This is a genomic window from Streptomyces sp. NBC_01750, assembly GCF_035918095.1.
Lineage (GTDB): Bacteria > Actinomycetota > Actinomycetes > Streptomycetales > Streptomycetaceae > Streptomyces.
In genome coordinates this window covers 366,462-390,473 of record NZ_CP109137.1, presented here as the reverse complement: position 1 = coordinate 390,473, position 24,012 = coordinate 366,462, and the positions used below count along the sequence as shown (strand labels likewise).

The following is a 24,012-nucleotide window of genomic DNA, read 5'->3' as shown; positions in this document are numbered from 1 at the left end:
GTTGTCAGTGGACAGCCTCAGGTGACCACTGGTTAGTGCAAACGGGAGGCTCGAACGTCTCACCGACTTGACTGTGAACCACTGTTCGTGCGCTGGAGCTCTGCGTCCCGGTGCCGGGCCACGCGCTTCAGGATCGTTGAGTGTGAAACGTCGAACTCCGCGGCCAATGCACGGGCGGACTCTCCTGCCTCGTTCCGTGCGGCAATCTCCGCGTCCGGGAGGTTTCGCCCTCGGTGCCCCGCGGGACGCTTCACCCGGGCCTCGTCCAGACGCTTGGCGATTGTGTGTCGACTCACGCCCAACTCTGCAGCCATGGCCTGGATCTCCACCCGCCCCTCTAGATAGCGGCGCGCGATCTCCCCGTTGGACAGGGGCAGAGCTTTTCGCGTCCCTCGACGGGGTACGTCGTGGCGCTCAAGGAGTCTGAAGACATATCGCTCATTCAGGCCGTATCCCTCAGCTATCCTCCGGGCGGTTTCACCGTCCACCACATAGCGGTCGATGATGTCCTGAACCGGAATCTGATCCTCAATCCGGCGCCGCGCGACCGCAGTCGAGGGGACTGCAGGCCGCTTTCCTCGCTGCTGCATACACCGAGGATAAGTGGCCAGCCATCGTCGCGGACCGCTGCATCATCGAGGCGCGAGCCCTTCCACTCCACGTGCGGGCTGTCCCGTCTCAGACGATCTGCTCTTCGGGGACGACGGCGACCTGCGTCGACCAGATCAACTGAGACCCCGGGCGGTCGAGGATCCTCAGCGACTGGATACCACGTGCTGTCTCGGTTGATCTGGTCCGGCGCTGCGTCAGACCCTCTGGTTACTGTGAGCGGTCTCCGCACTCAAGGAGCCGGAACTATGACCATTCATGCCGATGTTGACGCTCTGCTTCGGATAGTCCCCGCGGAGCACCGGGGCGAAGAGCGCATTGACTGGGCGGCGGCGGAAGCCGCGCTGGGTACGCAACTGCCGAGCGACTACAAGTCCCTCCTGGACACCTGCGGCGTGGGCGACATCGGGGAACTGGTTGTCTTCCCGCCCCTGTCCGTGGACATCCCCAACCTGGGCGACTGCCACATGGGAAGCATGGCTCCCGGACTTCGCGAGCTGTGGGAGAGGGAGGGCGGTGCGCCGGGCATCTCCGCCGGCCCGGAGGCCGTCCTTCCGTGGGGAACCGGTTGCAACGCCAAGGCAAACGCCGCGGCCACGCCAAGGCCCTCGTCGCGGTTGCCCGTTCCATCCTTGTCATCACCTGGCACCTGCTCGACAACCCCGACGCTCACTACCAGGAGCTCGGCGCCGACTGGCACCAGCGACATCTCAACCCCGCCCGCAAGACCCGCGACCTCGTCCGCCAGCTCCAAGCCCTCGGCCACCAGGTCACCCTCACCACCACAGCCTGACCGCCCAGCCGAAACGCAGTGCGACCGTCCGGCTCCGCCGAACGGCGCTGCCGCCTACCTACGTGAACGTTGACTTTCCGTTCAGCATCGGCAAGGTCGAACGCCCCAACCACCCTGCTCGACGAACGGGCCTACACAAGGCCCTACCGCTCGGAAGCCGAACGCCGACAGCGTTCCCGCAGTGGCTGAACTCCCACAATCACCACCGCGGACACACCGCGCTTGCAGGCAAACCACCCGCCAACCGCGTCCCCAGCCTCACGGGGCAATACACCTAGGGCCTCGTCGGTACGGACTGGGCCGGCCGTCCGCGCACGGACCACCGGTGCCTGCCGCCCGCGGAGGGCACGGTTCACTGTCTGTGATGCCCTGAATCGCGACATTTCCGTTGCATGGGTAACTTCTTGATCAGGCGCCCTCTTGCGCGGATGCCCGTGACGGCTCTCGTGGCGGCCGCCGCAAGAACCCGAGGCAAGGAGAGAGCATGTCCCGACCCGTCGTTGTGGGAGTGGACGACTCCGACGAGTGCCTGGCGGCAGTGGACTGGGCCGCGGACGAGGCCGCGGCGCGCGGTACCGGCCTCCGGCTGGTGAACGCCTCGCAGTGGCAGGAGCACCAGCTCCAGGCCGTGAAGCCGTCCCGCGAGACCCGGACCGACCGGGAGCAGACTCTGCTGGGCGCGATGGAGGAGCGCGTCCGGGCGCGCCGGTCGGGGGTCGCCATGGCCACGGAGGAGGTCGAGGACGCCCCCGCCAGGGCGCTGCTGGCCGCAGGCTCCGACGCGGACCTTCTCGTCCTGGGGTCGCCCGGACTCGGCACCGTCGGCGGCTTCATCGTCGGCTCGGTGGGGCAGGAGGTCGTGGCGGAGGCCAAGCACCCGGTGGTACTCGTACGGCCGGATTACGGCGACCGCGAGGCAAGCGCCGGCACCCCCGGTGGCGACGGACGCCGAAAAGTGGTCCTCGGTCTGGACGTACACGATGTGAAGGACGAACTTCTCGACTTCGCGTTCGACTTCGCGGCCCGACACGCCGTCCCGTTGCACATCGTGCACACCTGGCACTTTCCGGGCTTTCACCACCATGCCGCGACTGCCGGGCACGGCGGCCCCGACCCTGGGACCAAGGCGGAGCTGGAGTCGGCGCTGTCGGACGCGGTGCGTCCCCACCGGGACAGGTTCCCGGGCGTGAAGGTGTCCGAGGAGGCGGCTCCCGGGCGGGCGGCCGGCCACCTCGTCCAGGCCGCGTCCGATGCGGGACTTGTTGTCGTCGGCCGGCGCAGGGCGGCATCGGGCGCGCACATCGGTTCGGTGACCCATGCGGTGATCCACCACGCTCTCTGTCCCGTCGCCGTCGTTCCGCACGCCTGACGCATGTCATCCGTCGCGGGTGGGGCGTCGCAGCGGGCGCTCCCGGCATCCTCCGAGCAGGATCGCCAACGCTGCGCGGCCCACCCAACGCCGGACCGCCGTCGCCGGGCGCGCCGGGCGACGGACCGACCTGAGCCCACCGAGATCGGGGAACGATCATGACCGACCTGGACACGCTGTCGGTGAACACCGTCCGCGGTCTCTGCATGGATGCCGTCCAGAAGGCCCAGTCCGGCCACCCGGGCACGCCCATGGGGATCGCGCCCGTCGCCTACACCCTCTGGCAGCGGTTCCTGCGGTTCGATCCCCAGGACCCGATCTGGCCCAACCGCGACCGCTTCGTGCTCTCCGAAGGGCACGCCTCGATGCTGCTGTGGTCCCTGCTCCATCTGACCGGCGTCCGTGCCGTCGACCCGGACTACGAGGTGCTGGGACGGCCGGCGGTGACGCTCGACGACCTGAAGTCGTTCCGTCAGCTCGGCTCCCGCTGCCCCGGTCACCCCGAGTACCGCTGGACGAGCGGTGTCGAGGCCACGACCGGGCCGCTCGGCCAGGGGGTGGCCGACTCCGTCGGGATGGCGATGGCCGGCAGGTGGCTCGCCGCGCGGTACAACCGGGAGGACTTCCCCCTCTTCGACTTCGACGTGTACGCGCTCGCCGGGGACGGCTGCATGATGGAGGGCGTCGCCTCGGAGGCCGCCTCGCTCGCAGGGCATCAACGGCTGTCCAACCTGTGCTGGATCTACGACTCGAACCGGGTCACCATCGAGGGCCACACCAGCCTCACCTTCACCGAGGACGTCGCCGCCCGGTTCCTCGCGTACGGCTGGAACGTGACCACCGTCGCCGACGCCAACGACCTCGACGCCGTCGCCCGCGGCTTCCACACCTTCCGGGCCGAGACCGAGCGCCCCACCCTGGTCCTGGTGCACAGCCACATCGGCTACGGCTCACCCGTCGAGGACTCACCGAAGGCCCACGGAGCACCGTTCGGACCGGACGGCGTCCGGGCGACCAAGCGCTTCCTGGGCCTGCCCGAGGACGAGCAGTTCTGGATTCCCGAAGAGGTACGTGACTGGTTCGGCCAGGGCATCGGTGCGCGCGGTGCACAACTGCGCACCGCCTGGGAGAAACGGTTCGACGCCTACCGCGACGCCTGGCCCGAACTCGCCGACGAGCTGGAGCGCATGCAGCGCCGTGAACTCCCGGCCGGATGGGACAGCAAGCTTCCCGACTTCCCCGCCGACCCCAAGGGCCTGGCCACCAGGGACTCCTCGGCCCAGGTGCTCAACTCCCTCGCGCAGACCGTTCCCTGGCTCTTCGGCGGCTCCGCCGACCTCGCGCCGTCGACCAAGACCCGTCTCACCTTCGACGGCGCGGGAGACTTCCAGCCGGAGAGCCCGTCCGGGCGCAACCTCCACCTCGGCATCCGGGAGCACGCCGCGGCGGCCGTCGCCAACGGGATGGCCCTGACCAAGCTGCGGCCCTACTGGTCGGGATTCCTCATCTTCTCCGACTACGCCAAGGCAGCCATCCGGCTGTCCGCGCTGATGGAGATCCCGGTCGTCCACATCTTCACGCACGACTCCATCGGCGTCGGCGAGGACGGACCCACCCACCAGCCGGTCGAACAGCTCGCGGGCCTGCGCGCGATGCCGGGACTGCTCGTGTTCCGCCCCGGCGACGCGGGCGAAGTCGTCGAGACCTGGCGGCTGGTCGCCGGCCTGCGCCACGAGCCGGCGGCACTGGTCCTTTCCCGCCAGGCGCTGCCCACGCTCGACCGAACGCGGCTGGCCGCCGCCTCGGGTGTCGCACGCGGTGCCTATGTGCTGGCGGACCCGCCCTCCGGCGAGCCACAGGTGATCCTGCTCGCCACCGGATCCGAAGTGTCCCTGGCGCTGGCCGCCCGGGACGAACTCGCAGCCGACGGCATCGGGGCCCGGGTGGTCAGCATGCCGTGCTGGGAGCTGTTCGACCGTCAGCCGCGGGAGTACCGCGATCAGGTCCTGCCGCCGGCGGTGACCGCGCGGGTCGGCATCGAGCAGGCATCGACGTTCGGCTGGGACCGCTACGTGGGAGACGGCGGAGCCGTCGTCGGCATGCACACCTACGGTGCCTCGGCGCCCCTGAGACAACTGCTCACGAAGTTCGGGTTCACCCCGCAGCGGGTGGCCGAGGTCGCACGGGAACTGGTGGAGTCCCGGCAGGAGGCGACGACATGAGCCGGACCTCGGCCACGAGCCGTCCGCCAACGCCCTCATCCGTCACTACCGCGCTCTGAAGAACGGGAAGCCGGACATGACCACTGACACACCCATGCAGCTCGGCATGATCGGGCTCGGCCGGATGGGCGCCAATCTCGTGCGCCGGCTGATGCGTGACGGCCACCGATGCGTCGTCTACGACCTCGACCGGGAGGCCCTGCAGGAGCTGGAGAAGGAGGGGGCGACGGCCGCCACCTCGCTCCATGACTTCGTCGACAAGCTGGAAAAACCCAGAAACGTCTGGCTGATGCTCCCTGCCGGGGTGGTACAGCCGACACTGGACCAGCTGGCCGCGCTGCTGGACCCCGATGACACCGTCGTCGACGGCGGCAACTCGTACTACCGGGACGACATCGCCCGCGCGAAGCAGCTCGCACCCCGCGCAATCCACTACGTCGACTGCGGGACCTCGGGCGGCGTCTGGGGCCTCGAAAGGGGCTACTGCCTGATGATCGGCGGCGAGGACGACGCGGTGGCACGGCTGAACCCGATCTTCCGCACCATCGCCCCCGGCGCCGGGAGCGTCGAGCCCACCCCGGGCAGGACCCGCGCCGACGGGACGGCGCCCGAGGGCTATCTGCACTGCGGCCCGAGCGGCGCGGGCCACTTCGTGAAGATGGTGCACAACGGAGTCGAGTACGGAATGATGGCCGCCGTCGCCGAGGGGCTCAGCATCATCAAGCACGCGGACGCGGGCCTGCACCGCAGGGCCGTCGACGCCGAGACCGCCCCGCTGCGCGAGCCGGAGGCCTACCAGTACGAGATCGACGTGGCCGAGGTCGCCGAGGTATGGCGCCGGGGCTCGGTCGTCAGTTCATGGCTGGTCGACCTGGTCGCCGACGCGCTGGCGCGCTCGCCCGAGCTCGACACGTTCACCGGCTGCGTCTCGGACTCGGGGGAGGGCCGCTGGACGGTCCTGGCGGCGGTCGACGAGAGCGTGCCCGCCCCGGTCATCATCTCTGCGCTGACGCAGCGGTACGAATCGCGCGGGCTGGGCGAGTTCACCGACAAGCTGCTGTCCGCGATGCGCGGCGAGTTCGGCGGTCACGCCGAGAAGGCGGGGTGAACCGTGGCCGGCCCTTCCCAGCCCGAAAGCCGTCCCCCGGTCCCGGAGGACCACGTCATCGTGCTCTTCGGCGCGACCGGCGACCTGGCCCGGCGCAAGCTCCTGCCGGGGCTTTTCCACCTGGCCAAGGCGGGGCTGATGCCGCCCCGCTTCCGTGTCATCGGCTCGGCGCCCTCCCAGGTCGCGCTCAGCGACGACGAATTCCGCAAGCGGGCACGGGAGGCGGTCGCCGAGTTCGGCAGGTCGCAGCCCGAGGGCAAGGCATGGCAGGAGTTCGAGGACGCGCTGTCCTTCGGCGCGGCCGACCCCGACGCCCCCGAGCCGCTCCTTGAGGCCGTACGGGAGGCCGAGCGGGCCGTCGGCGGCAACCCCCGGCGCCTGTTCCACCTTGCGGTGCCGCCCAAGGCCTTCGGCTCCGTCGTGGAGCTGCTCGGCGCGACCGGCCTCGCCGACAACGCCCGTGTCATCGTGGAGAAACCCTTCGGTACGGACCTGCCCTCGGCCCAGGCCCTCAACGCGACGATCCACGCGGTCTTCGACGAGTCCCGCGTCTTCCGTATCGACCACTTCCTCGGCAAGGAGTCCGTCGACAACATCCTCGCCCTCCGCTTCGCCAACGGCTTCCTCGAGCCCGTCTGGAACCGCGACCACATCAGCCATGTGCAGATCGACGTGCCGGAGAAGATCGGCATCGAGGGCCGCGCACAGTTCTTCGAAGGGACCGGCACCTTCCGGGACATGATCGTCACTCACCTCTTCCAGCTCATGGGGTTCGTGGCGATGGAACCCCCGACCGCCCTTGCGGCGAAGCCCCTGCGGGACGAGAAGGAGAAGGTCTTCGAGAGCATGCGGCCGCTGGATCCGGCACAGGTCGTCCGCGGCCAGTACGAGGGCTATCGCGACGAGCCGGGCGTCGACCCCCGGTCGGACACCGAGACCTTCGTGGCACTGCGCGTCGAACTCGACAACTGGCGGTGGGCCGGAGTGCCCTTCTACCTGCGCTCGGGAAAGGCGCTCGGTCAGGGGCGGCACGTCGTGACGCTCGGCTTCCGGGAGCCCGCGCTTCGCATGTTCCCCCTGGCCGCGCAGTGCGGCACTCAATCCCGGAACAATGAACTGGTGATCGATTTCGATGACCCCGGCCGGATCGCCGCCCGTTTCCTGGTGAAGGAGCCGGGACCCGCCATGCGCCTGAGCGAGGCCGAGATGGTTTTCAACTACGCCGACTCCGTCAACTCTATGTACGCGCTGGAGGGATACGAGCGCCTCATCCTGGACGCGATGCTCGGGGACCAGTCCCTGTTCACCCGCTCCGACGGGATCGAGCGGCTCTGGGCGGCATCCGCCCCGCTCCTGGAGAACCCGCCGCCGGTCCAGCCCTACGCACCCGGCTCCTGGGGCCCCGAGTCGGTCGACCGGCTCATCGCGCCCTACCGGTGGAGCCTGCCGGACGCTCACTGACACCCGCGAGCGACCCCGTGCGGCCGGGCCCGGTGCCCGGCCGCGCCCGCGGCTGCTCCGGATGACACCGGCGCATCATCCCCACGGGCTACGCGTGGCGCGGCGGATGGCATCTGCCGCCCCCGGTGACCGCCTCACCCTTCTAGCCTCGACGGCATGCTGGGGCTTCCGGATCACGTACGCACTTGCCTGTTCGACCTCGACGGTGTCCTCACGCGCACTGCGAAGGTGCACGCGGCGGCATGGAAGGAGATGTTCGACGACTACCTCCGCCGGCGCGCCGAACGTGAGGGCGTTCCCTTCGAGCCGTTCGACGCCGTGCACGACTACGACGAGTACGTTGACGGCCGGCCGCGCGAGGACGGGGTGCGCACCTTCCTCGCCTCGCGGGGGATCCAGCTCCCCGAGGGTGCGCCCGACGACGGGCCGGAGAGGGAGACGGTGAACGGCCTGGGCACCCGTAAGAACGCGCTGGTGCTCCGAAAGATCCGTGAGCAGGGTGTGGAGGCCTACGAGGGCTCGGTGGCGTATGTGAGCGCCGCCAGGGACGCGGGTCTGCGGCGTGCCGTGGTCTCCTCGAGCGCCAACTGCCGTGATGTGCTGGCCGCGGCGGGCATCGAGGACCTCTTCGAGGAGCGCATCGACGGGATCGTCGCCAGGGAGCAGCGTTTGCGGGGCAAGCCGCAACCGGACACCTATCTGGCCGCCGCCCGTGCCCTGGGCGCCGAACCGGGTGCCGCGGCGGTCTTCGAGGACGCCCTGGCGGGCGTGGAAGCCGGCCGTGCGGGGGAGTTCGGCCTGGTCGTGGGAATCGACAGGACCGGGCAGGCCGCTGAGCTCCGGCGGCACGGCGCGGACATCGTGGTGAACGATCTCGCCGAACTGCTGGAGTCACGATGATCACCCATCCCAGCTATGTGGTCGAACCGTGGTGCCTGCGCGAGACCGAGCTGAACCTCGACGTCCTCGCCCAGAGCGAGTCCGTGTTCGCGCTCGCCAACGGCCACATCGGATGGCGCGGCAATCTCGACGAGGGCGAACCGCACGGGCTTCCCGGCGCCTATCTCAACGGTGTCCACGAACTGCATCCGCTGCCCTACGCCGAGGCCGGCTACGGCTATCCGGAGTCCGGTCAGACGCTGATCAACGTCACCGACGGGAAGATCATCCGGCTGCTGGTGGACGATCACCCCTACGACCTGCGGTACGGCGAACTCACGGCACACGAGCGGGTGCTGGACTTCCGTACAGGAGTCCTCCGCCGCACCGTGGAATGGACCTCCCCGGGCGGCCGGGCCGTCCGCATCACCTCGTACCGGCTGGTGTCGTTCACTCAGCGCGCCATCGCGGCGATCGCGTACGAGGTGGAGCCGCTGGACGGCGGGGCCACCGTGGCCGTCCAGTCCGAGCTGGTCGCCAACGAGCAGATGCCGAACGACACCGGCGACCCGCGGGTCGCGGCCGCGGTCGAGTCCCCGCTCGAGGCGGAGGAGGACTTCGCCCAGGACACGCGGCTGCGCCTGGTGCACTGCACCAGGAAGAGCGGCCAGCGGGTGGCGGTCGCGGCCGACCACATCGTCGAGGGCCCTGAGGGGACGGCCTGGTCGGCCGAGAGCGAGCCCGACGTCAGCAGGCTCACGGTCACCGCCGTCCTGGCGCCCGGCGAGCGGCTGCGGCTGGTGAAGTTCGTGGCGTACGGGTGGTCCGCGGAGAGGTCGCTGCCCGCCGTCCACGACCAGGTCGACGGTGCGGTCGCCGCCGCCCGCAGCACCGGCTGGGACGGGCTGCTCGCCGAGCAGCGGGCCTATCTGGACAACTTCTGGTCCGGCGCGGACGTCGAGGTGGACGGCGACGCGGAGATCCAGCAGGCCGTGCGCTTCGGGCTGTTCCATGTGCTGCAGGCCGCGGCCCGCGGCGAGGAACGGGCGATCCCCGCCAAGGGGCTGACGGGGACCGGCTACGACGGGCACTCGTTCTGGGACGTGGAGTCCTTCGTCCTCCATGTGCTCACCTACACGGCCCCCCAGTCCGTCGCCCCGGTCCTGCGCTGGCGCCACGCGACCCTGCCCGCCGCCAGGGACCGCGCCCATCAGCTCGGACTCGCCGGAGCGGCGTTCCCGTGGCGGACCATCACCGGCGCGGAATGCTCGGCGTACTGGCCGGCGGGCACGGCCGCGTTTCATGTCAACGCCGACATCGCCGACGCCGTGCTCCGGTACGTGACCGCCACCGGCGACGAGGCGTTCGAGCGGGGGCCGGGACTGGAACTGCTGGTGCACACCGCGCGGCTCTGGCACTCGCTCGGCCACCACGACGCGGAGGGCGTCTTCCATATCGACGGCGTCACGGGCCCCGACGAGTACAGCGCCATCGCCCGCGACAACCTCTACACCAACCTGATGGCGCGCCGGAATCTGGTGGCCGCCGCGGAGGCGGCGGTGCGCCACGTCGAACGCGCGGAGGAACTGGGGGTCGACGACGAGGAGACCGCCGCGTGGCGGGACGCCGCCGCCCGGATCGCCGTGCCGTACAACGAGACGCTCGGTGTGCACGAGCAGTCGGCCGGGTTCACGGGCTTCCAGCGGTGGGACTTCGACAACACCTCCCCGGAGCAGTACCCGCTGATGCTGCACTTCCCGTACTTCGACCTCTACCGCAAGCAGGTCGTGAAACAGGCGGACCTGGTCCTCGCCATGCTGACCTGCGGCGACGCCTTCACCGCCGAGGAGAAGGCCCGCAACTTCGCCTACTACGAGCAGCTGACCGTACGGGATTCCTCACTGTCGGCGTGCTGCCAGGCCGTCATGGCCGCCGAGACGGGACACCTCCGCCTGGCCTATGCCTATCTGGGCGAGGCGGCCCTGATGGACCTGGAGAACCTGGAACACAACACCCGCGACGGTCTGCACATCGCCTCCCTTGCGGGCACCTGGATGGCGCTGGTGCTCGGGCTCGGCGGAATGCGGCAGTACGACGGGGGGAGCGGTGCGGGCAGTCTGGGGTTCGCCCCGCGGCTGCCCGAGCGTCTCTCCGGCTTACGGTTCACCGTGCTGGTGCGGGGGCGCAGGCTGCGTGTGGACATCCGCAGCTCCGCCGCCGCTTACACCCTGGTGGAGGGGGATCCCCTGGAGATCCTGCACCACGGCGAGCCGCTCACCGTCACGGTGTCCCGGCCCGTGGAGCGTCCCCTGCCGCCGGTGCCCGTACAACCGGAACCGCAGCAGCCCAGGGGCCGTCGCCCTGCCGACCGCATGGGCGGCGCGGCGACGAGCGGCGGGGAGGCGGTCGGCTGACCTGTCAGCCCGCCGTCCGGCGGTGCAGCCCGGCGTCAGGAAGCCACCCGACCCTCCCTCACCAACTGCGTCCACGGCATCACGCCACTGCGAAGGACTCCATGACCGCCTACTGACCGTCACCGATCACCGGGACCGCCGGCCTTCGGTCGGCGGTCCCGCACCGTCAGTGCGCGGACTGCAATTGGTCCAGCTCCTCGCCGATCGCCTCCCGCAGCACATCGTGCTGCGAACTCAGCCCGAACTGCTCGTCGCTCCACCTCTCGCGCGGATACAGCCACACCGGCATACTCACGAGTTCCGCCGGCTCCCACTCAAACCGCGGCCACACGTGCGCATGGAGAAATCCATCGGTATTGCCAAGAATCTCCAGGTTCACCCTACGGAAAGCCGGATCCAGTCGCGCGCACGCGCGCTCGACTGCTTCCCCCAACTGATCCATGTCGGACAAGAAGGCCAACCGCCTCGCCCTCGGCAGGTCCGACAGCCGCTGCACAGTCGCGTCATCCGCCAAGAGCACTGAATAGCCGGGCAAGAACTGGACGTCCCCGAGCACCGCGAAACCCGCTTCGAGACGCCTGAGAACGGCGGGATTCTCTCCTCGCAATGCGCTTCCGATCCGGTCCATCCGCCAGTCATCACTCATGACGGAGACCTTACCCACCCGTGATCATCTTGGCCCCGGGCACATCCTGCCAGGGGAACCGCGCTGTTCACTCCTCATCCTTTCGAAATCCACCAATGTGGAGGGAAGAGTGACACCGACCGTTTCCAGCACAGTGGCTCCACGCCGTCCGCCAGGACGACCTGCCCACCCTCGCCGCGGGCATCGACCGCGACCGCGACGCCGTCACCGCCGACCCAACCCTGCCCTGGAGCTCCGGCGTCGTCGAAGAACACGTCAACCGCATCAAAATGCTCAAGCGTCAGATGTTCGGCCGCGCCGGCTTCCCACTCCTCCGGAAGCGCGTCCTCATGTCCTGATAGTCATGGCAGGTTCAGGTGAACTCGATGGCGACAGCGTCGACGGCCGTGCGAGAGTTCGTTCCCCCCGCTACCGACGAAGAAGCCCGAGATGCCCCCGGGACGACGCCCTCAACCTACTCAGCCACCTTGCGCGCGAGAGGGCATTCGGCAGACACATCGGTTCTGACAGACTCATCCAGGCGGGGCTGGACGCACTGGTCACCTGCGTCCACAGTCCCTCACGCTCCACGCTCGCCGGTCTCCTGCGGAGTGAGGAGCCCGAAGCGCCTGAGCTCTTCGACCAGGTCCTGGACGAACTGGGACTGCTCTTTAACCCGCCGGATAACCCCCGGGCCGCGAAGTGGGCCATGGCCTACTGTATTGCCGAACAGATCGCCGATGGGTCCCTCAACCCCGCCACCGGAGCGCATCTCATCTGGGCAGACACCGCCTATGACCTCGACTATCCCGAAGACCTGGAGGCACTGGTCCACTGCGCGCACAACCTGGACGGCTGGGAGGAGAGCTGGGGCGTCTCCGTCGAGGAACTCAACAGGAGAGCGATCGAGGCCGCGAAGCAACTCCTGAGCAAAGGACCAGTGGAAGAGCCCCAGGACTGACCATCGACTTGCCGCAACGGGGCGGTTCATCTGCTGCCCCGTACTTGTCAGTGAGAGTGCGTGCATCACAGAAGTTGAGCCAGACCACGACCCGTGAACAAAGCCACCTCTGCGAGCTCGGTGGACACAATGGGCAGCTGTCCGTTGCCATCCAACCCAGTCGGCGTCTCAACGAAGGTAGGCGACTGGCCTTCTGTCTCAATAAAACGGAGTGATTGCAGGTCAGCGGACCAACGCTGGTGGGCGATCGGAGCGGCGAAGCTGGTCGTGGTGATCGCGGCGATTGCCTTGATCTCCGCCAGGAGGGGGTCAGTCCGTCCGCGACCGTGCTCGCGGAACCGACATCGGGTGAGGTCCACGACTGGCCGACCCTTCGCAACTGGTCCTGGGCCACCTGCTGTACGCCCTTCTCGTGAATTTCAGAGCATGATGAGCAGACGCGTCTTCGGCTTGAGCTTTCTGTTCACCGAACGACTCTGCACGTATACCTCCAACTTGGGGTTACGTCCCGCCTTCACGGAGACGGTGCCATTGATGCCAGTGCCGAACAGGAGACTGCGTGCCGCGTCGCCCGTGTATGCGCGGTCAGTGTCCTTCTCGACCACGATGACTTCCTTGTCGGGCTGAACCTGAACCCGGGTGCCCAGCTGGTAGTAACACGACCCGCGTTCGTACGTCACGCCCGGATGCGAATCAACGAAGGATCGAATCTCGACCTCCGTGTCGACCTTCAGGAGTCGATACCTGTCGGCCGGGACCGGTTCGAGGTTCGCCCGCACGTCGTCGACCGATATGTCCTGGCCGACCGCGAACAGATTCTTCGTGCCGCGCACGCCCTGCTCGCGGCCACGGAGGAAGCTGGTGGCGGCGGCGCGCACGGTACCGATCGCCTCCTCGACACCCTCCTGGGAATCCGCATCCCAGATGGCGATGTTTCCGGCCGGGAAGCCGTAGTTCTGGGCGGTTCGCTTCGCCAGGGAGTTCGGAACGAGGATCGCGGAAGTCCAGTGGCCCGGAAGCGCACCCATCTTCGCCGCGATCTTGTCGAGCCAGGGGCCGAGGATGGCCATGTCGCCGTCGTGCCGTCTGTCGCCGCCGGAGGCGTTCTCCTCGCCGTCCGTCACCACGATCTGGAGGAAGCTGTGCTCGCCGTACGCCTCCCAGATGTGGCCCAGGTCGTCCAGGGACTTCAGAGAGGCTTCGATGAGGGCCGTAGCGCCATTGTTGACCTTGTACAGACCCCGCATGGACGGCAGATGCTTCACGTCCATGTCCCAGACCAGGTTCTCCACCTTGTGGTCGAAGGAGTAGAGGCTGATCCGGGTCTCATGACCGAGGCTGTCCGACTCGGCCTTCAAGCCCGCCACGAACTCGTCGACGACGCGGACGAGTTGACTCTGGTGCTGATGCATGGAACCCGAACAGTCCACTACCAGCGCGACGTGATTCACCTTGTGCTGGATCTTGTTGGCGGACACGTTTCTGCTCCTTCTCCGAGGCTCCCCGAGTGATGTCTCCACACTATGGGGAGGCACTGACAACGGAGCTTGACGGACGATCACCCGCCTGCCCCGCGGCAGACTCCGGGCGGGAGGCAGCGTTGAGAGCCGGCCGCCCGCGTTCCGGGCACACGTGCCTGCGCAGGGTGAACTTCCCCGCCTTCTTCCTCACGTCCACGCGATGTGCTTGACCGCCTGGCAGCACAGACGGGTGCCCTAGAGGTCGAGGGCATCGTCGGGGTCCGCCCGCGTAGTGCGCAGCGATGTCGGACCATCGGTCCCAGCCGTAGAGGCGGACAATGGCGGCGGTCGCCGTCGCTGCGTTCGGGTTCGATGAACTCCAGTGCGGTGGCGCGCTGTCGCAGCCTGTCTGCCATGCCGTGTTGCCGACCGGTCCGCCGGTGCCCAGGTTCTCACCGGCGACCGGCGCTACAGGAACCCTCGGCCTGACACCAGAAAATGGAGGACCGCGCTCCTTTGAGGGGCGCCAGGCCTATCCCTTCGCAGGTGCGTTCTCAGCCTGAAGTACCCGAAGCAGAGGGTGTGTTGGACCGTGACCGTTGTCACATCCCAGGTGTGATCGTTTCGAAGCAGACTGGCCGCATGTGGACGCAGACAGCCATGGCGGCCGGAGTGCTCGCCCTGTTGACCGTGGTACCCGGGCCGGACATGGCCGTGGTCACCAAGCGCGCGATCGCCTCCGGCAGGGCGGACGCCCTGCGCACTGTTGCCGGAGTCACGGTCTTCGAACGGCCGCGCGTCCGGCGTCTGCTGGACCGCGTGACGGGTGTGGTGCTCATCGGATTCGGGGCGCGGGTAGCCGCGGAAGCCAACTGACAATCAACTCGCGGGAGGGACTGGCATGGGCACGGTGCTCGGCACGATCGAGCGGATCTGGCGGTACCCCATCAAGTCCACCGGCGGTGAGCTGTTGGACGAGGCCGCCGTGGATGCCCGGGGCCTCGTCGGCGACCGGCTCTATGCAGTCCGGGACGCCGAGGGCAAGTTCGGCTCGGGCAAGAACACACGCCGGTTCCGGCGCATGCCGGGACTGTTGCAGCTGCAGTCCCGATACCCCGGGGGAGCGACCACAGAGGTGCCCGAGCTGTTGGACCCGGGCGGCGAGCCGGTACTGGACCCGACCTCGTATGTGCGGCACTACCTTGACCGAAACGATGTCGAGGTGGCCCGCGAGGGCGTGATCTCGCACTTCGACCAGCTCCCTCTCAGCGTCCTGACCACTGCCACCCTCGACTGGGTCCGCGCGGCCGTTCCCGGCGTGCCGGTCGACGAGCGCCGGTTTCGGCCGAACCTGCTGGTGCGGACGCAGCCGGGCACACCTCCGTTCGTGGAGGACGAGTGGTTCGGCAGCACAGCCCGGATCGGCGGCGCCCTGTGCATACGATTCGAGCGCTCCAGCGAGCGATGTGTGATGACCAACGAGGCCCAGCAGGACCTGCCGCACTCCCCGCTCATCCTGCGAGTCATTGCACAGGCACACGACATGCGGCTGGACGTCCTGGCCACGGTCGCACAGCCGGGACGTGTACGACTCGGGGACACCGTCGAACTGACCTGAAGCACCGTCCGTCATCAGATCCTTGCCCGCCATGGCGGCCATGGGCGCGCAGACGTTCCTCGCCCAGCTGAACCGCGTACTGCCTCACGGCCGCCCCGTCCCGGCAGGCAGACAACGGTCCCGGAGCCCAGCGGGGCCGAGACCAGATCCGCCGTCAGTTCGTGCTGCCAGAGCAGGTGGTAGAGCATCGGCGGCACCATCAACCGGTCTCCGACTCGTTCGGCCCCGGCGAAAAGCAACTGCGGTTCGCCGAACACTTCCCGCAGCCGGTCCGCCACCGCACCCCCGCAGCAGCGCGGACGACGGTAGCGGGCCAGCCGGCGCAGATTCGCCCGGAAGGTCTCGCTCACGTCCCCGACCAGCCGGAACTGCCATCCCACCGACTCACAGATCCGCGCGGTGGACGGGAAGACCTCGGTGGCCTCCTCGTCGACAAGGCGCTCGGGGCGACATCGACGACCACGCCGGTCTCGTCGGAAAGCCGCGCGAAGTGCATCGAGCGACCCCTCACTTCGCAGTGGAAGGTCGGCGGCGCGGTCGTCCAGAACAGGTGCCGGTACGATCATCTACGCATGGATACGAGCGCAGGAAAGATGATCGCCATCCCTCCGGGGCAGGTAACGCTGTCGGACCGGCGGACACAGCGCAGCTGGTCGGTCGAGCTTGCGCCCTACGAACTCGCGGCGTTCCCAGTCACCCAGGCACTGTACGCACAGGTCACCGGCCTGCGGCCGAGCACCGCTCAGGGGGACCCAATGCCCGTTGAGAGCGTTTCCTGGTGGGACGCGGTCCGATTCTGCAATGCCCTGTCCCAACGCGACGGGTTCGCACCCGCCTACCACCTCCATGCCGACGCCGAAGGCATCGAGTGGGATGCGTCCGCCGACGGGTACCGGCTGCCGACCGAAGCCGAGTGGGAGCACGCCTGCCGTGCCGGTACGACCGGACCGCACTACGGGCCGCTCGACGAGATTGCTTGGTACCGCGGCAACTCCCACGAGCAGATCCACGACGTGGGCGGCAAGCAGCCCAATCCGTGGGGCCTTTACGACATGCTCGGAAACGTCTGGGACTGGTGCTGGGACATCTACGACGCCGAGGCTTACGGCGCCTACAGAGTGCTACGCGGCGGAGGCTGGTTCGACGAGCACTGGAGCTGCCGGGCATCCGCGCGGCGCCGCAGCCACCCGACCTTCCACGTCGACGACGTGGGCTTCCGCGTCGCGCGTTCCCTCGTGTGCTGATCCACGTTGTGTGCGATGACCGCCGCCCGCCAGTCGTACCGGATCACCTGAGACCAGAAGCGAATCGGACCGGATCAACTTGCCTTGCGAGCCCTATGACGGTCCTCGTAGGCGGCTCGGCGGCAAGGCGGAACACCAGCGAGGAGGGCGCCCTCGGTGGGTGGCTCTCCTACTACTACGACGGCAGGCAGTCACCGACCCCGGCGCGCTCGACATCGACGACATGGTGCAGCCGGCCGAAGCCCGGGACTCCGGCGCCTCCGCCGGGACCTCGGCCCGGCGTGAAGCGTACGCGAACGACCAAAGGCGGCGACGTCGCTGGTCGCGGTGACTGCGCGGACGAACCGGTCAAGGCGGATCAGGATCCGGCGGAGTGGCTGCCGCCGGCCGCGGATGCGGACTGCCGGTATGTGGGGGAGTGGTGGCGACCCAACTGCGCTGGCAGCCGGCCGCGGACGCACCCGAGTTGGCGGCCTTGAAGGTATTCGCCGACGGGCCGTGCCAGACCACGGTCGTCCAATACACGCCCGCACCGTAGAAGCCGTCAGCCCGGACGGATTGGGGGAATGAGCGGCCATCGCGCTGCACCTTCAAGGTGAATGTTCCGGGGTTCGAGCGTCGATCCGGACAACCGAAGAATCACTGCTCGGGCGGGCGAAACGCCGCCCCCGGAGACTCGGGGCGCGTCACCTTGGTGCAAGATCGCACCAAGTCGAACCAATGGGACGAAACGTCTGTAGATGGTCCATTGTGGACAGATGGTCGGTCGATCATAATCCGCGTGCCGGGTTCGAGTCCTGCCTCCGGCATCGGGAAGTGGCTCCGGAGACCGCCCGCCCCAACGCCTTGACCAAGGAAAAGAGCTGACTATGGTGCTGAGCAGCGGTGGGTACTCGGCCATGTTGAGGACTGCTTCCGCGGGGGCGCTGCTCGTCGCCAGCTTCGCCGTCGCCTCGTGTAGTGGAGATGGCAACAAGGCTGACGCGAACGGCAAAGTCACGGTCGTCTACCAGGACAAGGCGATCAAGCCGGAGGACCGGCGGGCCGTAGCGGTGATCCGGAAGTCCCGCGTGCTCGAGCAGGTCGCCGACTGGGTGAACAAGTCGGTCGCCCTTCCGCATGACCTGGTCGTAAAAGTCACCGACAAGGTCCCACCGGGGGTTACGGATGCGGTCACCCAGCCCGACGGTGGAACGATCTTTGTGCCCCCGCCGTTCCTGACTCAGATCGAAGGGGTCCTCAGCAACGTCGTCAAGACCGTCAAGCGTCCCGCGCTGTTCCCCAAGGCCAAGTTCAACGCCGACGACCTGACCGCGCTGTCGACCCAGTTCATCTTCGGCCACGAGATGGGCCATGCTCTGCAGCGTCAGCTTCTGCTTGCGAACCCCGGCCTTGAGGAGGATGCCGCCGACGGCTTCGCGTCGTTCTACACCGTCAACGAGGTTGGACCGGATCCGTCGCTGGCAGCCGCAATCCTTTTCGACGAGATCGCCCGCGAGCAGGGCAAACTGACGCTGGAGGGGCTCTCGAGCGATCACCCCGTCATCCAGCAACGAGTCTTCAACTTCCTTTGCTACCTCGAGGGGAGCGACCCGAAGAGGTTCCACGGGCCCCTGGTCGGTGCGGGCTACCTGCCGAAAACCCGGGCCCCGTTGTGTCCGCAGGCATGGGCGATGCTGGACTTCGGCTGGTGGACCCAACTCCAGAAGCATTTCAGCGGAGCATTCAAGGACCAGGGCGACAAGGCGCAGGAGAACGCACGCGAGTGGCTGATCGCGGAGACGAAGGCTTTCGAGAAGCAACTCGACAAGTTCCGCAGCGGGCAATGAGCATTCAGAGCCATCGGCCCGCATCTCCGGCCGTCCCTCAGCCTCGATGTTGCGGCAAGCGCCGCGGAGGCAGGTCGCGCAGGTAAGCGGACGGGTGTGTCGCTGGAAGCGGCGGCGGTGACTCCATGGGGTCCGCAGCCGCGGCCTGGCCTACCCGGTCGCCTACGACGTCCACGACGCCCGCGTGTTCGGCCGCTGCGAGCAGCGCACCGGCATCGACCCGTTCATGGCCCTGGTCACGCACGGACCGGCAGGTTCAGGGAGCGCGCGAAGGGAAGCGAACATGCGGGAGCGGTCGCCGCGGGCGGGACGGTGATGTAGAGCACCGGGATGCGGTCGGCGACCTTCGGGTGGCGGGCCCGGTCGAGTAGCTCGTGGGCGAGCCCGGGCGCGACAGTCCTCGACGAGGCGTCGGCCGTTTCGGCGATCGCCTGCCGCGTCGTCTCCACCATTGCCGGATCGACCTGGCCGAAGGCCGGCATCTGCCTGGCCGACCGCCCGCCCGACCGGCCGTCAGCCAGCGATTCGCAGCGCCTCGACAAGGCCGTCGCCGAGCTTCGCTGTTGCGGTGGCTCGGCCGGACAGCGTGCGCTGCTGCTTCGGCGTCGATCGTGTCGGTCAGTCAGGCGGGTGCGGGTACTGAGCCGAACGGTGCTGGAACGCCAGGATGCTGGAGTTCTGGATGACACCGTCGCGGATCTCGATGGCGCGGCGGATGGTCTCGTTGGAGTCCCAGGTGCTGTGTCCGGTGAGCACGGCCCGCAGGAAGGGGAGCAGGGCCTCGCTGTTCTCCCAGGTCGCGGAGTTCCACAGGTAGGACGGGCTGTGGTCCACGCCGTAGTAGAGGATGTTCTCGCCGACCACGAACGTCGGCTCGATGAACGATGTCGGCCGCGCCCAGCTGAAGCCCATGCCCTCGTCGCAGGAGACATCGATGATGAGGGTGCCCGGTGCGAGCAGATCGAGGTCGTCGTCGCTGAGGAACATCAGTGGCGCCGCGGTGTCCTGCAGTACGCAGTTGACGATGATGTCGTGCTCGGCGAGGAATCCGGCCAGTGGTACTCGGCCGGCGTCGGAGAGGGCGTAACTGCGGCGGGTGTCGGTTTCGTCACGGTCGAACTGTACGATCCGCGCCGAATGGATCGGCGAGCTGACGGCTGTGACGCCACGTTGGGTGAGGACGTCGACGTCGTGCACGCCCAGGGCGCTCAGAGCGGTCACGGCTCCGCGGGCGGTCGCGCCGAAGCCGAGCACGGCCGCTCGAAGCCGACGGCCGTAGTCGCCCGTCGAACCGTTGATCTGCAAGGCGTGAAGTACGGAGGAGTAGCCGGCCAGCTCGTTGTTCTTGTGGAAGACGTGCAGGTTGAATGAGCCGTCGTTGGTCCAGTGGTTCATCGCCTCGAAGGCGATGAACGTCAGCTTCCGGTCGATCGCCACCTGAGTGAGCCTTTTGTCCTGGACGCAGTGCGGCCAGCCCCAGAGGACCTGTCCATAGCGCAGTTCCTCGAGATCTTCCTGCAGCGGTTTGGCCAGCAGGACGACATCGCACTCAGTGATCAGCTGCTCTCGGGAGCGAAACCCCGCGACGAGGGGCGCCAGCTTCTCGTCGGGGATGCCGAAGCGCTCCCCGTACCCGCGTTCAAGGAAAATGCTTTCCCGGAGGTCTGAGTCGATCTGGTCGAAGTGTGAGGGGTGAATCGGCAGTCGACGCTCGTTCTCTTTACGTGACTGTGCCATCACTCCGAGAGTGAGAAAGTGCACGTGGACCCCCTTCGAGTGATGCTGTCCAGCATAGATCAGCACGTCACGGACGCGTGATCATGAGAGCCGGCTCGCAGGCCGAAGCGGGGCGCCGACCACCACCTGGCCATCGATGCGTCCCCCAGACCGCCGCCAGGAAAAATCCCGCAGTCACCGTAGCCGCAATTTGATGTACCATCAATTTCCTCTAATTTCAAGGCATTTGATTCCCCGCATTCTTGCGGCGGGTTGATTCCTTATAGAATTCTGACCACGCTATGGAGCAGAGCCGAGCCTCACGCGTCGCCATTCGTCGTCATCGTCGCTGAAAGGCGGCCCGGGTGAGGTGTTCATGAGGAGCGCGCCGAGGCCTGAGCCTCGGTTGCCGGATCTCAGGATGAGGCAGTCGCGTCTTCGGCTGGGGCATGCGAGATGCCGCACGCTCGGGGCACCGGTCACCGGAAGCCACCCGTCAGGGAGCTGCCCGGCCGGTCCGGCGAAGACCGCAGCCTGCCTGCGCAACGGCTCACGTGGCGGACGGCCACCCGGCTTCGACGAAGAGCGGTACAAGAAGCGCAACACCCTCGAGCGGGCGATCAATAGGCTCAAGCAGTCCAGAGCGGTGGCCACCAGGTATGACGAGCGCGGCTACGTCTTCCTCGGCACCGCGACAGCAGCTGTCGCCATCTGCCCTCGAACGTGATCGCCCGGACAAGTGCTGGCGGTGGCCTTTGCCGCGATCCTGCTGAGTAGCTTGTCGCGAACGATCGGCCACTCATCTGTGAGCAGGCTGTAGTACAGCGAGTCACGACGCGTGCCGTCCTGGCGCACCATGTGGCTGCGTAGCGTCCCTTCGTAGATTAGCCCCAGGCGCGTCAGGGCCTGCTGGGACCGCTCATTGAGGTTGTCGGTGCGCAGGGCGATTCTGGTGAGGCCCAGGTCATCGAAGGCGTGGCCGAAGAGCAAGAGCTTGGATTCGGCGTTGTAGGGGCCTCCCCAGCAAGAGCGATCGAACCATGTCGCACCGATCTCAGCACGGCCCTGATCCTGGTCAAGCTCATACAGACTGGTCGAGCCGATCACCACCCCGTCGGCCAGGCGTCGGACCGCGAAGCACCGCCGGGCTGGATCCGCCAGCATCCGGCTGAGCATCGCCCTCATCTGTATCAGGGATTCAGGGCGCGGCCGAGGCATCCACCGCCATACCTCTGGATCCGATGCAGAGGGGAAGAGGGCTTCGGCATGGTCAACAGACAGCGGGACAAGGCGGACAGTGTGACCAGAGAGAGAGTCGTTACTCATCACGACACGGTAGCTCTGTGATCACAAGCGCACAGCTGGAGCGGTGATCACCGCCGACTCCTCACTCACGGTGTTCGTCTCACAGAAGTTGAGTCAGAACCTGAGTTTTGATGTCATGTCGCTCAGTCAGGAGAGGATGAGCGACATGACACGTGGCCCAGCCCCCCTCGGCAGGTGGGATCCTGCTCCGTTAGCCGAAGTTGTCGCGCGGTTCTCGGGCCTGACGTCCCGCTGGTGGGTGGCCGGAGGCTTCGCGATCGAGCTGGCGGTGGGCCGCCGCATTCGGAGCCACGGCGACATTGATGTCCTGTTGCTGCGGCGTGACCAGCTCGCGGCCCAGCGTGTTCTGGCAGGCTGGCAATGGTGGGCCGCCGATCCGCCCGGCAGCTTGCGCGAATGGGTCTCGGGTGAGGTCCTGCCCGTTGGTGTTCACGACATCTGGTGTCGTTCTGGGCCTGATGAACCCTGGCGCATCCAGGTCATGCTCGACGAGTCCCGTGGTGAGGAATGGGTGTCACGACGGGACCCCCGAGTGCGTAGACCGATCAGCACGCTGGGAATGATCTCGGCTGACGGGATTCCTTTTCTGGCCCCGGACGTGCAGCTGTATTACAAAGCTCAGGCACCGCGGCCCAAGGATGAAGAGGATTTCAACGCGGTGTTACCTATGCTGACGGATCAGCAGCGACGGTGGCTCCTCGACGCGATCACTGAGACATACGGGCCTCACCCTTGGATCAAGCGTATGCAGGCGTGAGCCCACGCCTCCTGGCGCACCCGGCCGGGTGTTCAGCTGGTTGCGGCTCGTTCGGCCCGGCCCTTGGTGTGGGCGAGACGACTCGGTGCCGGTCTGGATGGTGGCGCTGTTGAAGGTGAGCCGGTCGACGATGGCCGCGCAGAGGCGAGGGTCGGTGAAGGTCTTGGTCCAGCCGCTGAACGATGCGTTGGAGGCGATCGCGATGCTGTTTTCTCGCGTTCGGACCTGGAACTGCAGCTTGGTGCCGCGGCAGTCGACTTCCAAATAACGCTCGACGGGCAGGTCGTTCAGCAGGTGGGCGATGCGGGGTGCGTCGTATCCGGCGTCCAGCACGACCGGGACCTCGGGGTGGCCCGGCTTCCACTGGCCGGCGGCAACGAGCCGCTCGACCGGCTCACGGATCTGGACCGTGGTCACCGCGGCGACGTCCGCGACGGGTTCCGGACCCAACCGGCGCTGCCGTCCACGACGTCGGCCGGTCTCCAGCGCGGCCACGATCGAGTACGGCCGGCTGAGCCCATCTGACACTTGCCCTCTCCCCGGCCGAACGTGTGGCAAAAGGCCCGATGAGGGCAGGCGTTGGCGACCGGACGAAGCCACGCCGAGTCGTCCGCGGCCAGCAAGATCCGACCGTTCGCAGCCCTCGGCAACGGCATCCCGGCCAGGGCCCGACGCAGCCGGGCGACGTCGCCCCGCCTCTGGTTGCACCCGCGGTAGAGGGCCCCGTGGCCGCGGACCCGCGTCCTTTCGGCACGGACGTGTCACGGGGCGGTGGTCAAAGTTCGCCGCGCAGGCGTGCCGGTCCATTGAACATCGGCGTCGCCTCATGCGTATCCCTCTTTGCGTGCCGTGCCAGCCGCCACAAAGTGCCAGCTCCCGACGACATGAAGAAAGAGCTCTCTATGCCGAACCGGGAGGCATCATGCGTCCGAGCCGACGCGCAGTACAGCCCAGGGTTTCCATGCGGACCATCGCGATCATCGCTACCGCGTGCGCCGTTGTCGCCGCCGTTCTGATAGCGATCCGGGGCACCAGCGGTGAGGCCTCGGCCGACCAGGTGGCCTCAGCAATTCCCCAGCACAGCAGCGGTCACTACGACGCCTCAGGTGTGGCGGGCCAGAGCAAGGCCGGTCAGGCTCAGCCTGTGACGCAGGTTGACCGCACATTCCTCGTGAAGGTCCGACAGGCGGGACTGTGGGAGATCCCCGCCGGTCGGCTGGCCCAGACGCACGCGTCCAGTGATGCCGTACGGCGTGCGGGACTTCATCTGATCGACGGGCACAGCAAACTCGACCAGCTGGTCCGTGAAGATGCCAATATCCTCGGCGTCGAGCTGCCGAACGAGGCGACGCCGGAGCAGCAAGGGTGGGTCAGGCAGCTCGACGACGCCCAAGGGGACGAGTTCGACCGTCTTTTCGCCAATCTGCTGCGCGCATCGCACGGCAAGATCTTCGCCACCATCGGGGAGGTACGGGCGTCCACCCAGAACGACCTGATCCGCCGTCATGCCCGTCAGGCCAACCAGACGGTGTTGGACCATATGGAGGTGCTCGAGGACACAGGCCTTGTCGACCCCAAGACCTTCCAGGAGGTCGAGGCCGCCGTTGCCCCGAAGTAGCAG

Annotated in this window: 21 protein-coding genes and 5 pseudogenes; 17 read left to right on the top strand and 9 right to left on the bottom strand. The window is 67.6% G+C overall.

The genetic code is table 11. The annotated features are described in order from the left end of the window. Nucleotides 1-59: 59 nt before the first annotated feature. On the bottom strand, nucleotides 60-590 hold the full coding sequence (locus OG966_RS01700; RefSeq protein WP_326647508.1) for a hypothetical protein: 531 nt from the start codon (nucleotides 588-590) through the stop codon (nucleotides 60-62). A 575-nt stretch (nucleotides 591-1,165) separates the two neighbouring features. On the opposite strand from OG966_RS01700, the gene OG966_RS01695 reads away from it, so the two are divergent. The 8 genes and pseudogenes from OG966_RS01695 to OG966_RS01660 all read left to right on the top strand — a co-directional run bounded on the left by OG966_RS01695 (nucleotide 1,166) and on the right by OG966_RS01660 (nucleotide 10,855). Further along, nucleotides 1,166-1,402, top strand: coding sequence for a hypothetical protein (locus tag OG966_RS01695; RefSeq protein WP_326647507.1), 237 nt, complete (start codon nucleotides 1,166-1,168; stop codon nucleotides 1,400-1,402). Nucleotides 1,403-1,479: 77 nt separating this feature from the next. Next, nucleotides 1,480-1,680, top strand: a pseudogene (locus tag OG966_RS01690) (integrase core domain-containing protein); the annotation flags it as partial. 206 nt (nucleotides 1,681-1,886) lie between these two features. Then, nucleotides 1,887-2,771 (top strand): universal stress protein, encoded by an 885-nt coding sequence (locus OG966_RS01685; RefSeq protein WP_326647506.1) that lies wholly within the window; start codon nucleotides 1,887-1,889, stop codon nucleotides 2,769-2,771. Nucleotides 2,772-2,929: 158 nt separating this feature from the next. Next, on the top strand, nucleotides 2,930-4,993 hold the full coding sequence (gene tkt, locus OG966_RS01680) for a transketolase (protein ID WP_326647504.1): 2,064 nt from the start codon (nucleotides 2,930-2,932) through the stop codon (nucleotides 4,991-4,993). A 76-nt stretch (nucleotides 4,994-5,069) separates the two neighbouring features. Beyond that, nucleotides 5,070-6,101 (top strand): phosphogluconate dehydrogenase (NAD(+)-dependent, decarboxylating), encoded by a 1,032-nt coding sequence (gene gnd, locus OG966_RS01675; protein WP_442806652.1) that lies wholly within the window; start codon nucleotides 5,070-5,072, stop codon nucleotides 6,099-6,101. A 3-nt stretch (nucleotides 6,102-6,104) separates the two neighbouring features. Continuing rightward, the gene (zwf, locus tag OG966_RS01670; protein ID WP_326647502.1) at nucleotides 6,105-7,562 is read left to right on the top strand and encodes a glucose-6-phosphate dehydrogenase; all 1,458 of its coding nucleotides are present in this window, start codon (nucleotides 6,105-6,107) and stop codon (nucleotides 7,560-7,562) included. A gap of 156 nt (nucleotides 7,563-7,718) precedes the next feature. Beyond that, nucleotides 7,719-8,462: an HAD family hydrolase gene (locus tag OG966_RS01665; RefSeq protein WP_326647501.1), complete on the top strand. Its 744-nt coding sequence runs from the start codon at nucleotides 7,719-7,721 to the stop codon at nucleotides 8,460-8,462. Then, nucleotides 8,459-10,855, top strand: coding sequence for a glycoside hydrolase family 65 protein (locus OG966_RS01660; protein ID WP_326647500.1), 2,397 nt, complete (start codon nucleotides 8,459-8,461; stop codon nucleotides 10,853-10,855). The genes OG966_RS01665 and OG966_RS01660 overlap by 4 nt, the downstream gene beginning before the upstream one ends. Before the next feature lie 166 nt (nucleotides 10,856-11,021). Here OG966_RS01660 and OG966_RS01655 read toward each other — a convergent pair whose 3' ends face one another. Beyond that, nucleotides 11,022-11,501 carry an HIT family protein gene (locus OG966_RS01655; protein ID WP_326647499.1) on the bottom strand — a complete coding sequence of 160 codons (480 nt, stop codon included), beginning with the start codon at nucleotides 11,499-11,501 and terminating at the stop codon, nucleotides 11,022-11,024. Between the two features lie 688 nt (nucleotides 11,502-12,189). On the opposite strand from OG966_RS01655, the gene OG966_RS01645 reads away from it, so the two are divergent. Next, nucleotides 12,190-12,441, top strand: coding sequence for a hypothetical protein (locus tag OG966_RS01645; RefSeq protein ID WP_326647498.1), 252 nt, complete (start codon nucleotides 12,190-12,192; stop codon nucleotides 12,439-12,441). A gap of 419 nt (nucleotides 12,442-12,860) precedes the next feature. Here the strand turns inward: OG966_RS01645 and OG966_RS01640 are convergent, their stop codons facing one another. Beyond that, a complete protein-coding gene (locus OG966_RS01640; RefSeq protein ID WP_326647497.1) occupies nucleotides 12,861-13,919 on the bottom strand; it encodes a vWA domain-containing protein in 1,059 nt (352 codons plus the stop codon). A gap of 624 nt (nucleotides 13,920-14,543) precedes the next feature. Here OG966_RS01640 and OG966_RS40660 point away from each other — a divergent pair. Next, nucleotides 14,544-14,681 (top strand): annotated as a pseudogene (locus OG966_RS40660) (LysE family translocator); the annotation flags it as partial. A 121-nt stretch (nucleotides 14,682-14,802) separates the two neighbouring features. Next, nucleotides 14,803-15,519 (top strand): MOSC domain-containing protein, encoded by a 717-nt coding sequence (locus OG966_RS01630; RefSeq protein ID WP_326647495.1) that lies wholly within the window; start codon nucleotides 14,803-14,805, stop codon nucleotides 15,517-15,519. 14 nt (nucleotides 15,520-15,533) lie between these two features. Here the strand turns inward: OG966_RS01630 and OG966_RS01625 are convergent, their stop codons facing one another. Next, on the bottom strand, nucleotides 15,534-16,085 hold the full coding sequence (locus OG966_RS01625) for a TnsA-like heteromeric transposase endonuclease subunit (protein ID WP_326647494.1): 552 nt from the start codon (nucleotides 16,083-16,085) through the stop codon (nucleotides 15,534-15,536). A gap of 6 nt (nucleotides 16,086-16,091) precedes the next feature. On the opposite strand from OG966_RS01625, the gene OG966_RS01620 reads away from it, so the two are divergent. The 3 genes and pseudogenes from OG966_RS01620 (at nucleotide 16,092) to OG966_RS01610 (ending at nucleotide 18,592) form a co-directional block, all read left to right on the top strand. Continuing rightward, nucleotides 16,092-16,763 carry a formylglycine-generating enzyme family protein gene (locus OG966_RS01620; protein WP_326647493.1) on the top strand — a complete coding sequence of 224 codons (672 nt, stop codon included), beginning with the start codon at nucleotides 16,092-16,094 and terminating at the stop codon, nucleotides 16,761-16,763. 155 nt (nucleotides 16,764-16,918) lie between these two features. Further along, nucleotides 16,919-17,301 (top strand): annotated as a pseudogene (locus OG966_RS01615) (HNH endonuclease); the annotation flags it as partial. Nucleotides 17,302-17,632: 331 nt separating this feature from the next. Next, nucleotides 17,633-18,592 (top strand): DUF4344 domain-containing metallopeptidase, encoded by a 960-nt coding sequence (locus OG966_RS01610; RefSeq protein WP_326647492.1) that lies wholly within the window; start codon nucleotides 17,633-17,635, stop codon nucleotides 18,590-18,592. Nucleotides 18,593-18,828: 236 nt separating this feature from the next. Here OG966_RS01610 and OG966_RS01605 read toward each other — a convergent pair whose 3' ends face one another. Both OG966_RS01605 and OG966_RS01600 read right to left on the bottom strand, forming a co-directional pair. After that, on the bottom strand, nucleotides 18,829-19,044 hold the full coding sequence (locus OG966_RS01605; protein ID WP_326647491.1) for a hypothetical protein: 216 nt from the start codon (nucleotides 19,042-19,044) through the stop codon (nucleotides 18,829-18,831). A 166-nt stretch (nucleotides 19,045-19,210) separates the two neighbouring features. Beyond that, nucleotides 19,211-20,329 (bottom strand): N(5)-(carboxyethyl)ornithine synthase, encoded by a 1,119-nt coding sequence (locus OG966_RS01600; RefSeq protein ID WP_326647490.1) that lies wholly within the window; start codon nucleotides 20,327-20,329, stop codon nucleotides 19,211-19,213. 517 nt (nucleotides 20,330-20,846) lie between these two features. Between OG966_RS01600 and OG966_RS01595 the strand changes: the two are divergent. Further along, nucleotides 20,847-21,035 (top strand): annotated as a pseudogene (locus OG966_RS01595) (IS5/IS1182 family transposase); the annotation flags it as partial. Here the strand turns inward: OG966_RS01595 and OG966_RS01590 are convergent. Further along, the gene (locus tag OG966_RS01590) at nucleotides 20,981-21,634 is read right to left on the bottom strand and encodes a GNAT family N-acetyltransferase (RefSeq protein ID WP_326647489.1); all 654 of its coding nucleotides are present in this window, start codon (nucleotides 21,632-21,634) and stop codon (nucleotides 20,981-20,983) included. The pseudogene OG966_RS01595 and the gene OG966_RS01590 sit on opposite strands and share 55 nt — an antisense overlap. Nucleotides 21,635-21,779: 145 nt before the next feature. Between OG966_RS01590 and OG966_RS01585 the strand changes: the two genes are divergently transcribed. Beyond that, entirely contained in the window at nucleotides 21,780-22,391 is a 612-nt protein-coding gene (locus OG966_RS01585; RefSeq protein WP_326655042.1) for a nucleotidyltransferase domain-containing protein, read from the top strand. A 32-nt stretch (nucleotides 22,392-22,423) separates the two neighbouring features. On the opposite strand, the pseudogene OG966_RS40655 reads toward OG966_RS01585, so the two are convergent. Next, nucleotides 22,424-22,658 (bottom strand): annotated as a pseudogene (locus OG966_RS40655) (ATP-binding protein); the annotation flags it as partial. A 146-nt stretch (nucleotides 22,659-22,804) separates the two neighbouring features. Then, the gene (locus OG966_RS01575) at nucleotides 22,805-23,068 is read right to left on the bottom strand and encodes a transposase (RefSeq protein ID WP_326655041.1); all 264 of its coding nucleotides are present in this window, start codon (nucleotides 23,066-23,068) and stop codon (nucleotides 22,805-22,807) included. A 284-nt stretch (nucleotides 23,069-23,352) separates the two neighbouring features. Here OG966_RS01575 and OG966_RS01570 point away from each other — a divergent pair, with 284 nt between their 5' ends. Beyond that, the gene (locus OG966_RS01570) at nucleotides 23,353-24,009 is read left to right on the top strand and encodes a DUF4142 domain-containing protein (protein ID WP_326647487.1); all 657 of its coding nucleotides are present in this window, start codon (nucleotides 23,353-23,355) and stop codon (nucleotides 24,007-24,009) included. Nucleotides 24,010-24,012 lie beyond the last annotated feature (3 nt).

What these genes read in the sequence shown, in the direction of transcription:
- OG966_RS01610 (WP_326647492.1), top strand. Translation starts at nt 17,633, where the DNA reads ATGGTGCTGAGCAGCGGTGGGTACTCGGCCATGTTGAGGACTGCTTCC.
- gnd (WP_442806652.1), top strand. Translation starts at nt 5,070, where the DNA reads ATGACCACTGACACACCCATGCAGCTCGGCATGATCGGGCTCGGCCGG.
- OG966_RS01685 (WP_326647506.1), top strand. Translation starts at nt 1,887, where the DNA reads ATGTCCCGACCCGTCGTTGTGGGAGTGGACGACTCCGACGAGTGCCTG.
- OG966_RS01660 (WP_326647500.1), top strand. Translation starts at nt 8,459, where the DNA reads ATGATCACCCATCCCAGCTATGTGGTCGAACCGTGGTGCCTGCGCGAG.
- OG966_RS01585 (WP_326655042.1), top strand. Translation starts at nt 21,780, where the DNA reads ATGACACGTGGCCCAGCCCCCCTCGGCAGGTGGGATCCTGCTCCGTTA.
- OG966_RS01655 (WP_326647499.1), bottom strand. Translation starts at nt 11,501, where the DNA reads ATGAGTGATGACTGGCGGATGGACCGGATCGGAAGCGCATTGCGAGGA.
- OG966_RS01625 (WP_326647494.1), bottom strand. Translation starts at nt 16,085, where the DNA reads ATGATCGTACCGGCACCTGTTCTGGACGACCGCGCCGCCGACCTTCCA.
- OG966_RS01605 (WP_326647491.1), bottom strand. Translation starts at nt 19,044, where the DNA reads ATGGTGGAGACGACGCGGCAGGCGATCGCCGAAACGGCCGACGCCTCG.
- tkt (WP_326647504.1), top strand. Translation starts at nt 2,930, where the DNA reads ATGACCGACCTGGACACGCTGTCGGTGAACACCGTCCGCGGTCTCTGC.
- OG966_RS01700 (WP_326647508.1), bottom strand. Translation starts at nt 590, where the DNA reads ATGCAGCAGCGAGGAAAGCGGCCTGCAGTCCCCTCGACTGCGGTCGCG.
- OG966_RS01665 (WP_326647501.1), top strand. Translation starts at nt 7,719, where the DNA reads ATGCTGGGGCTTCCGGATCACGTACGCACTTGCCTGTTCGACCTCGAC.
- OG966_RS01570 (WP_326647487.1), top strand. Translation starts at nt 23,353, where the DNA reads ATGCGGACCATCGCGATCATCGCTACCGCGTGCGCCGTTGTCGCCGCC.
- OG966_RS01590 (WP_326647489.1), bottom strand. Translation starts at nt 21,634, where the DNA reads ATGAGTAACGACTCTCTCTCTGGTCACACTGTCCGCCTTGTCCCGCTG.
- OG966_RS01600 (WP_326647490.1), bottom strand. Translation starts at nt 20,329, where the DNA reads ATGGCACAGTCACGTAAAGAGAACGAGCGTCGACTGCCGATTCACCCC.
- OG966_RS01645 (WP_326647498.1), top strand. Translation starts at nt 12,190, where the DNA reads ATGGCCTACTGTATTGCCGAACAGATCGCCGATGGGTCCCTCAACCCC.
- OG966_RS01620 (WP_326647493.1), top strand. Translation starts at nt 16,092, where the DNA reads ATGGATACGAGCGCAGGAAAGATGATCGCCATCCCTCCGGGGCAGGTA.
- OG966_RS01630 (WP_326647495.1), top strand. Translation starts at nt 14,803, where the DNA reads ATGGGCACGGTGCTCGGCACGATCGAGCGGATCTGGCGGTACCCCATC.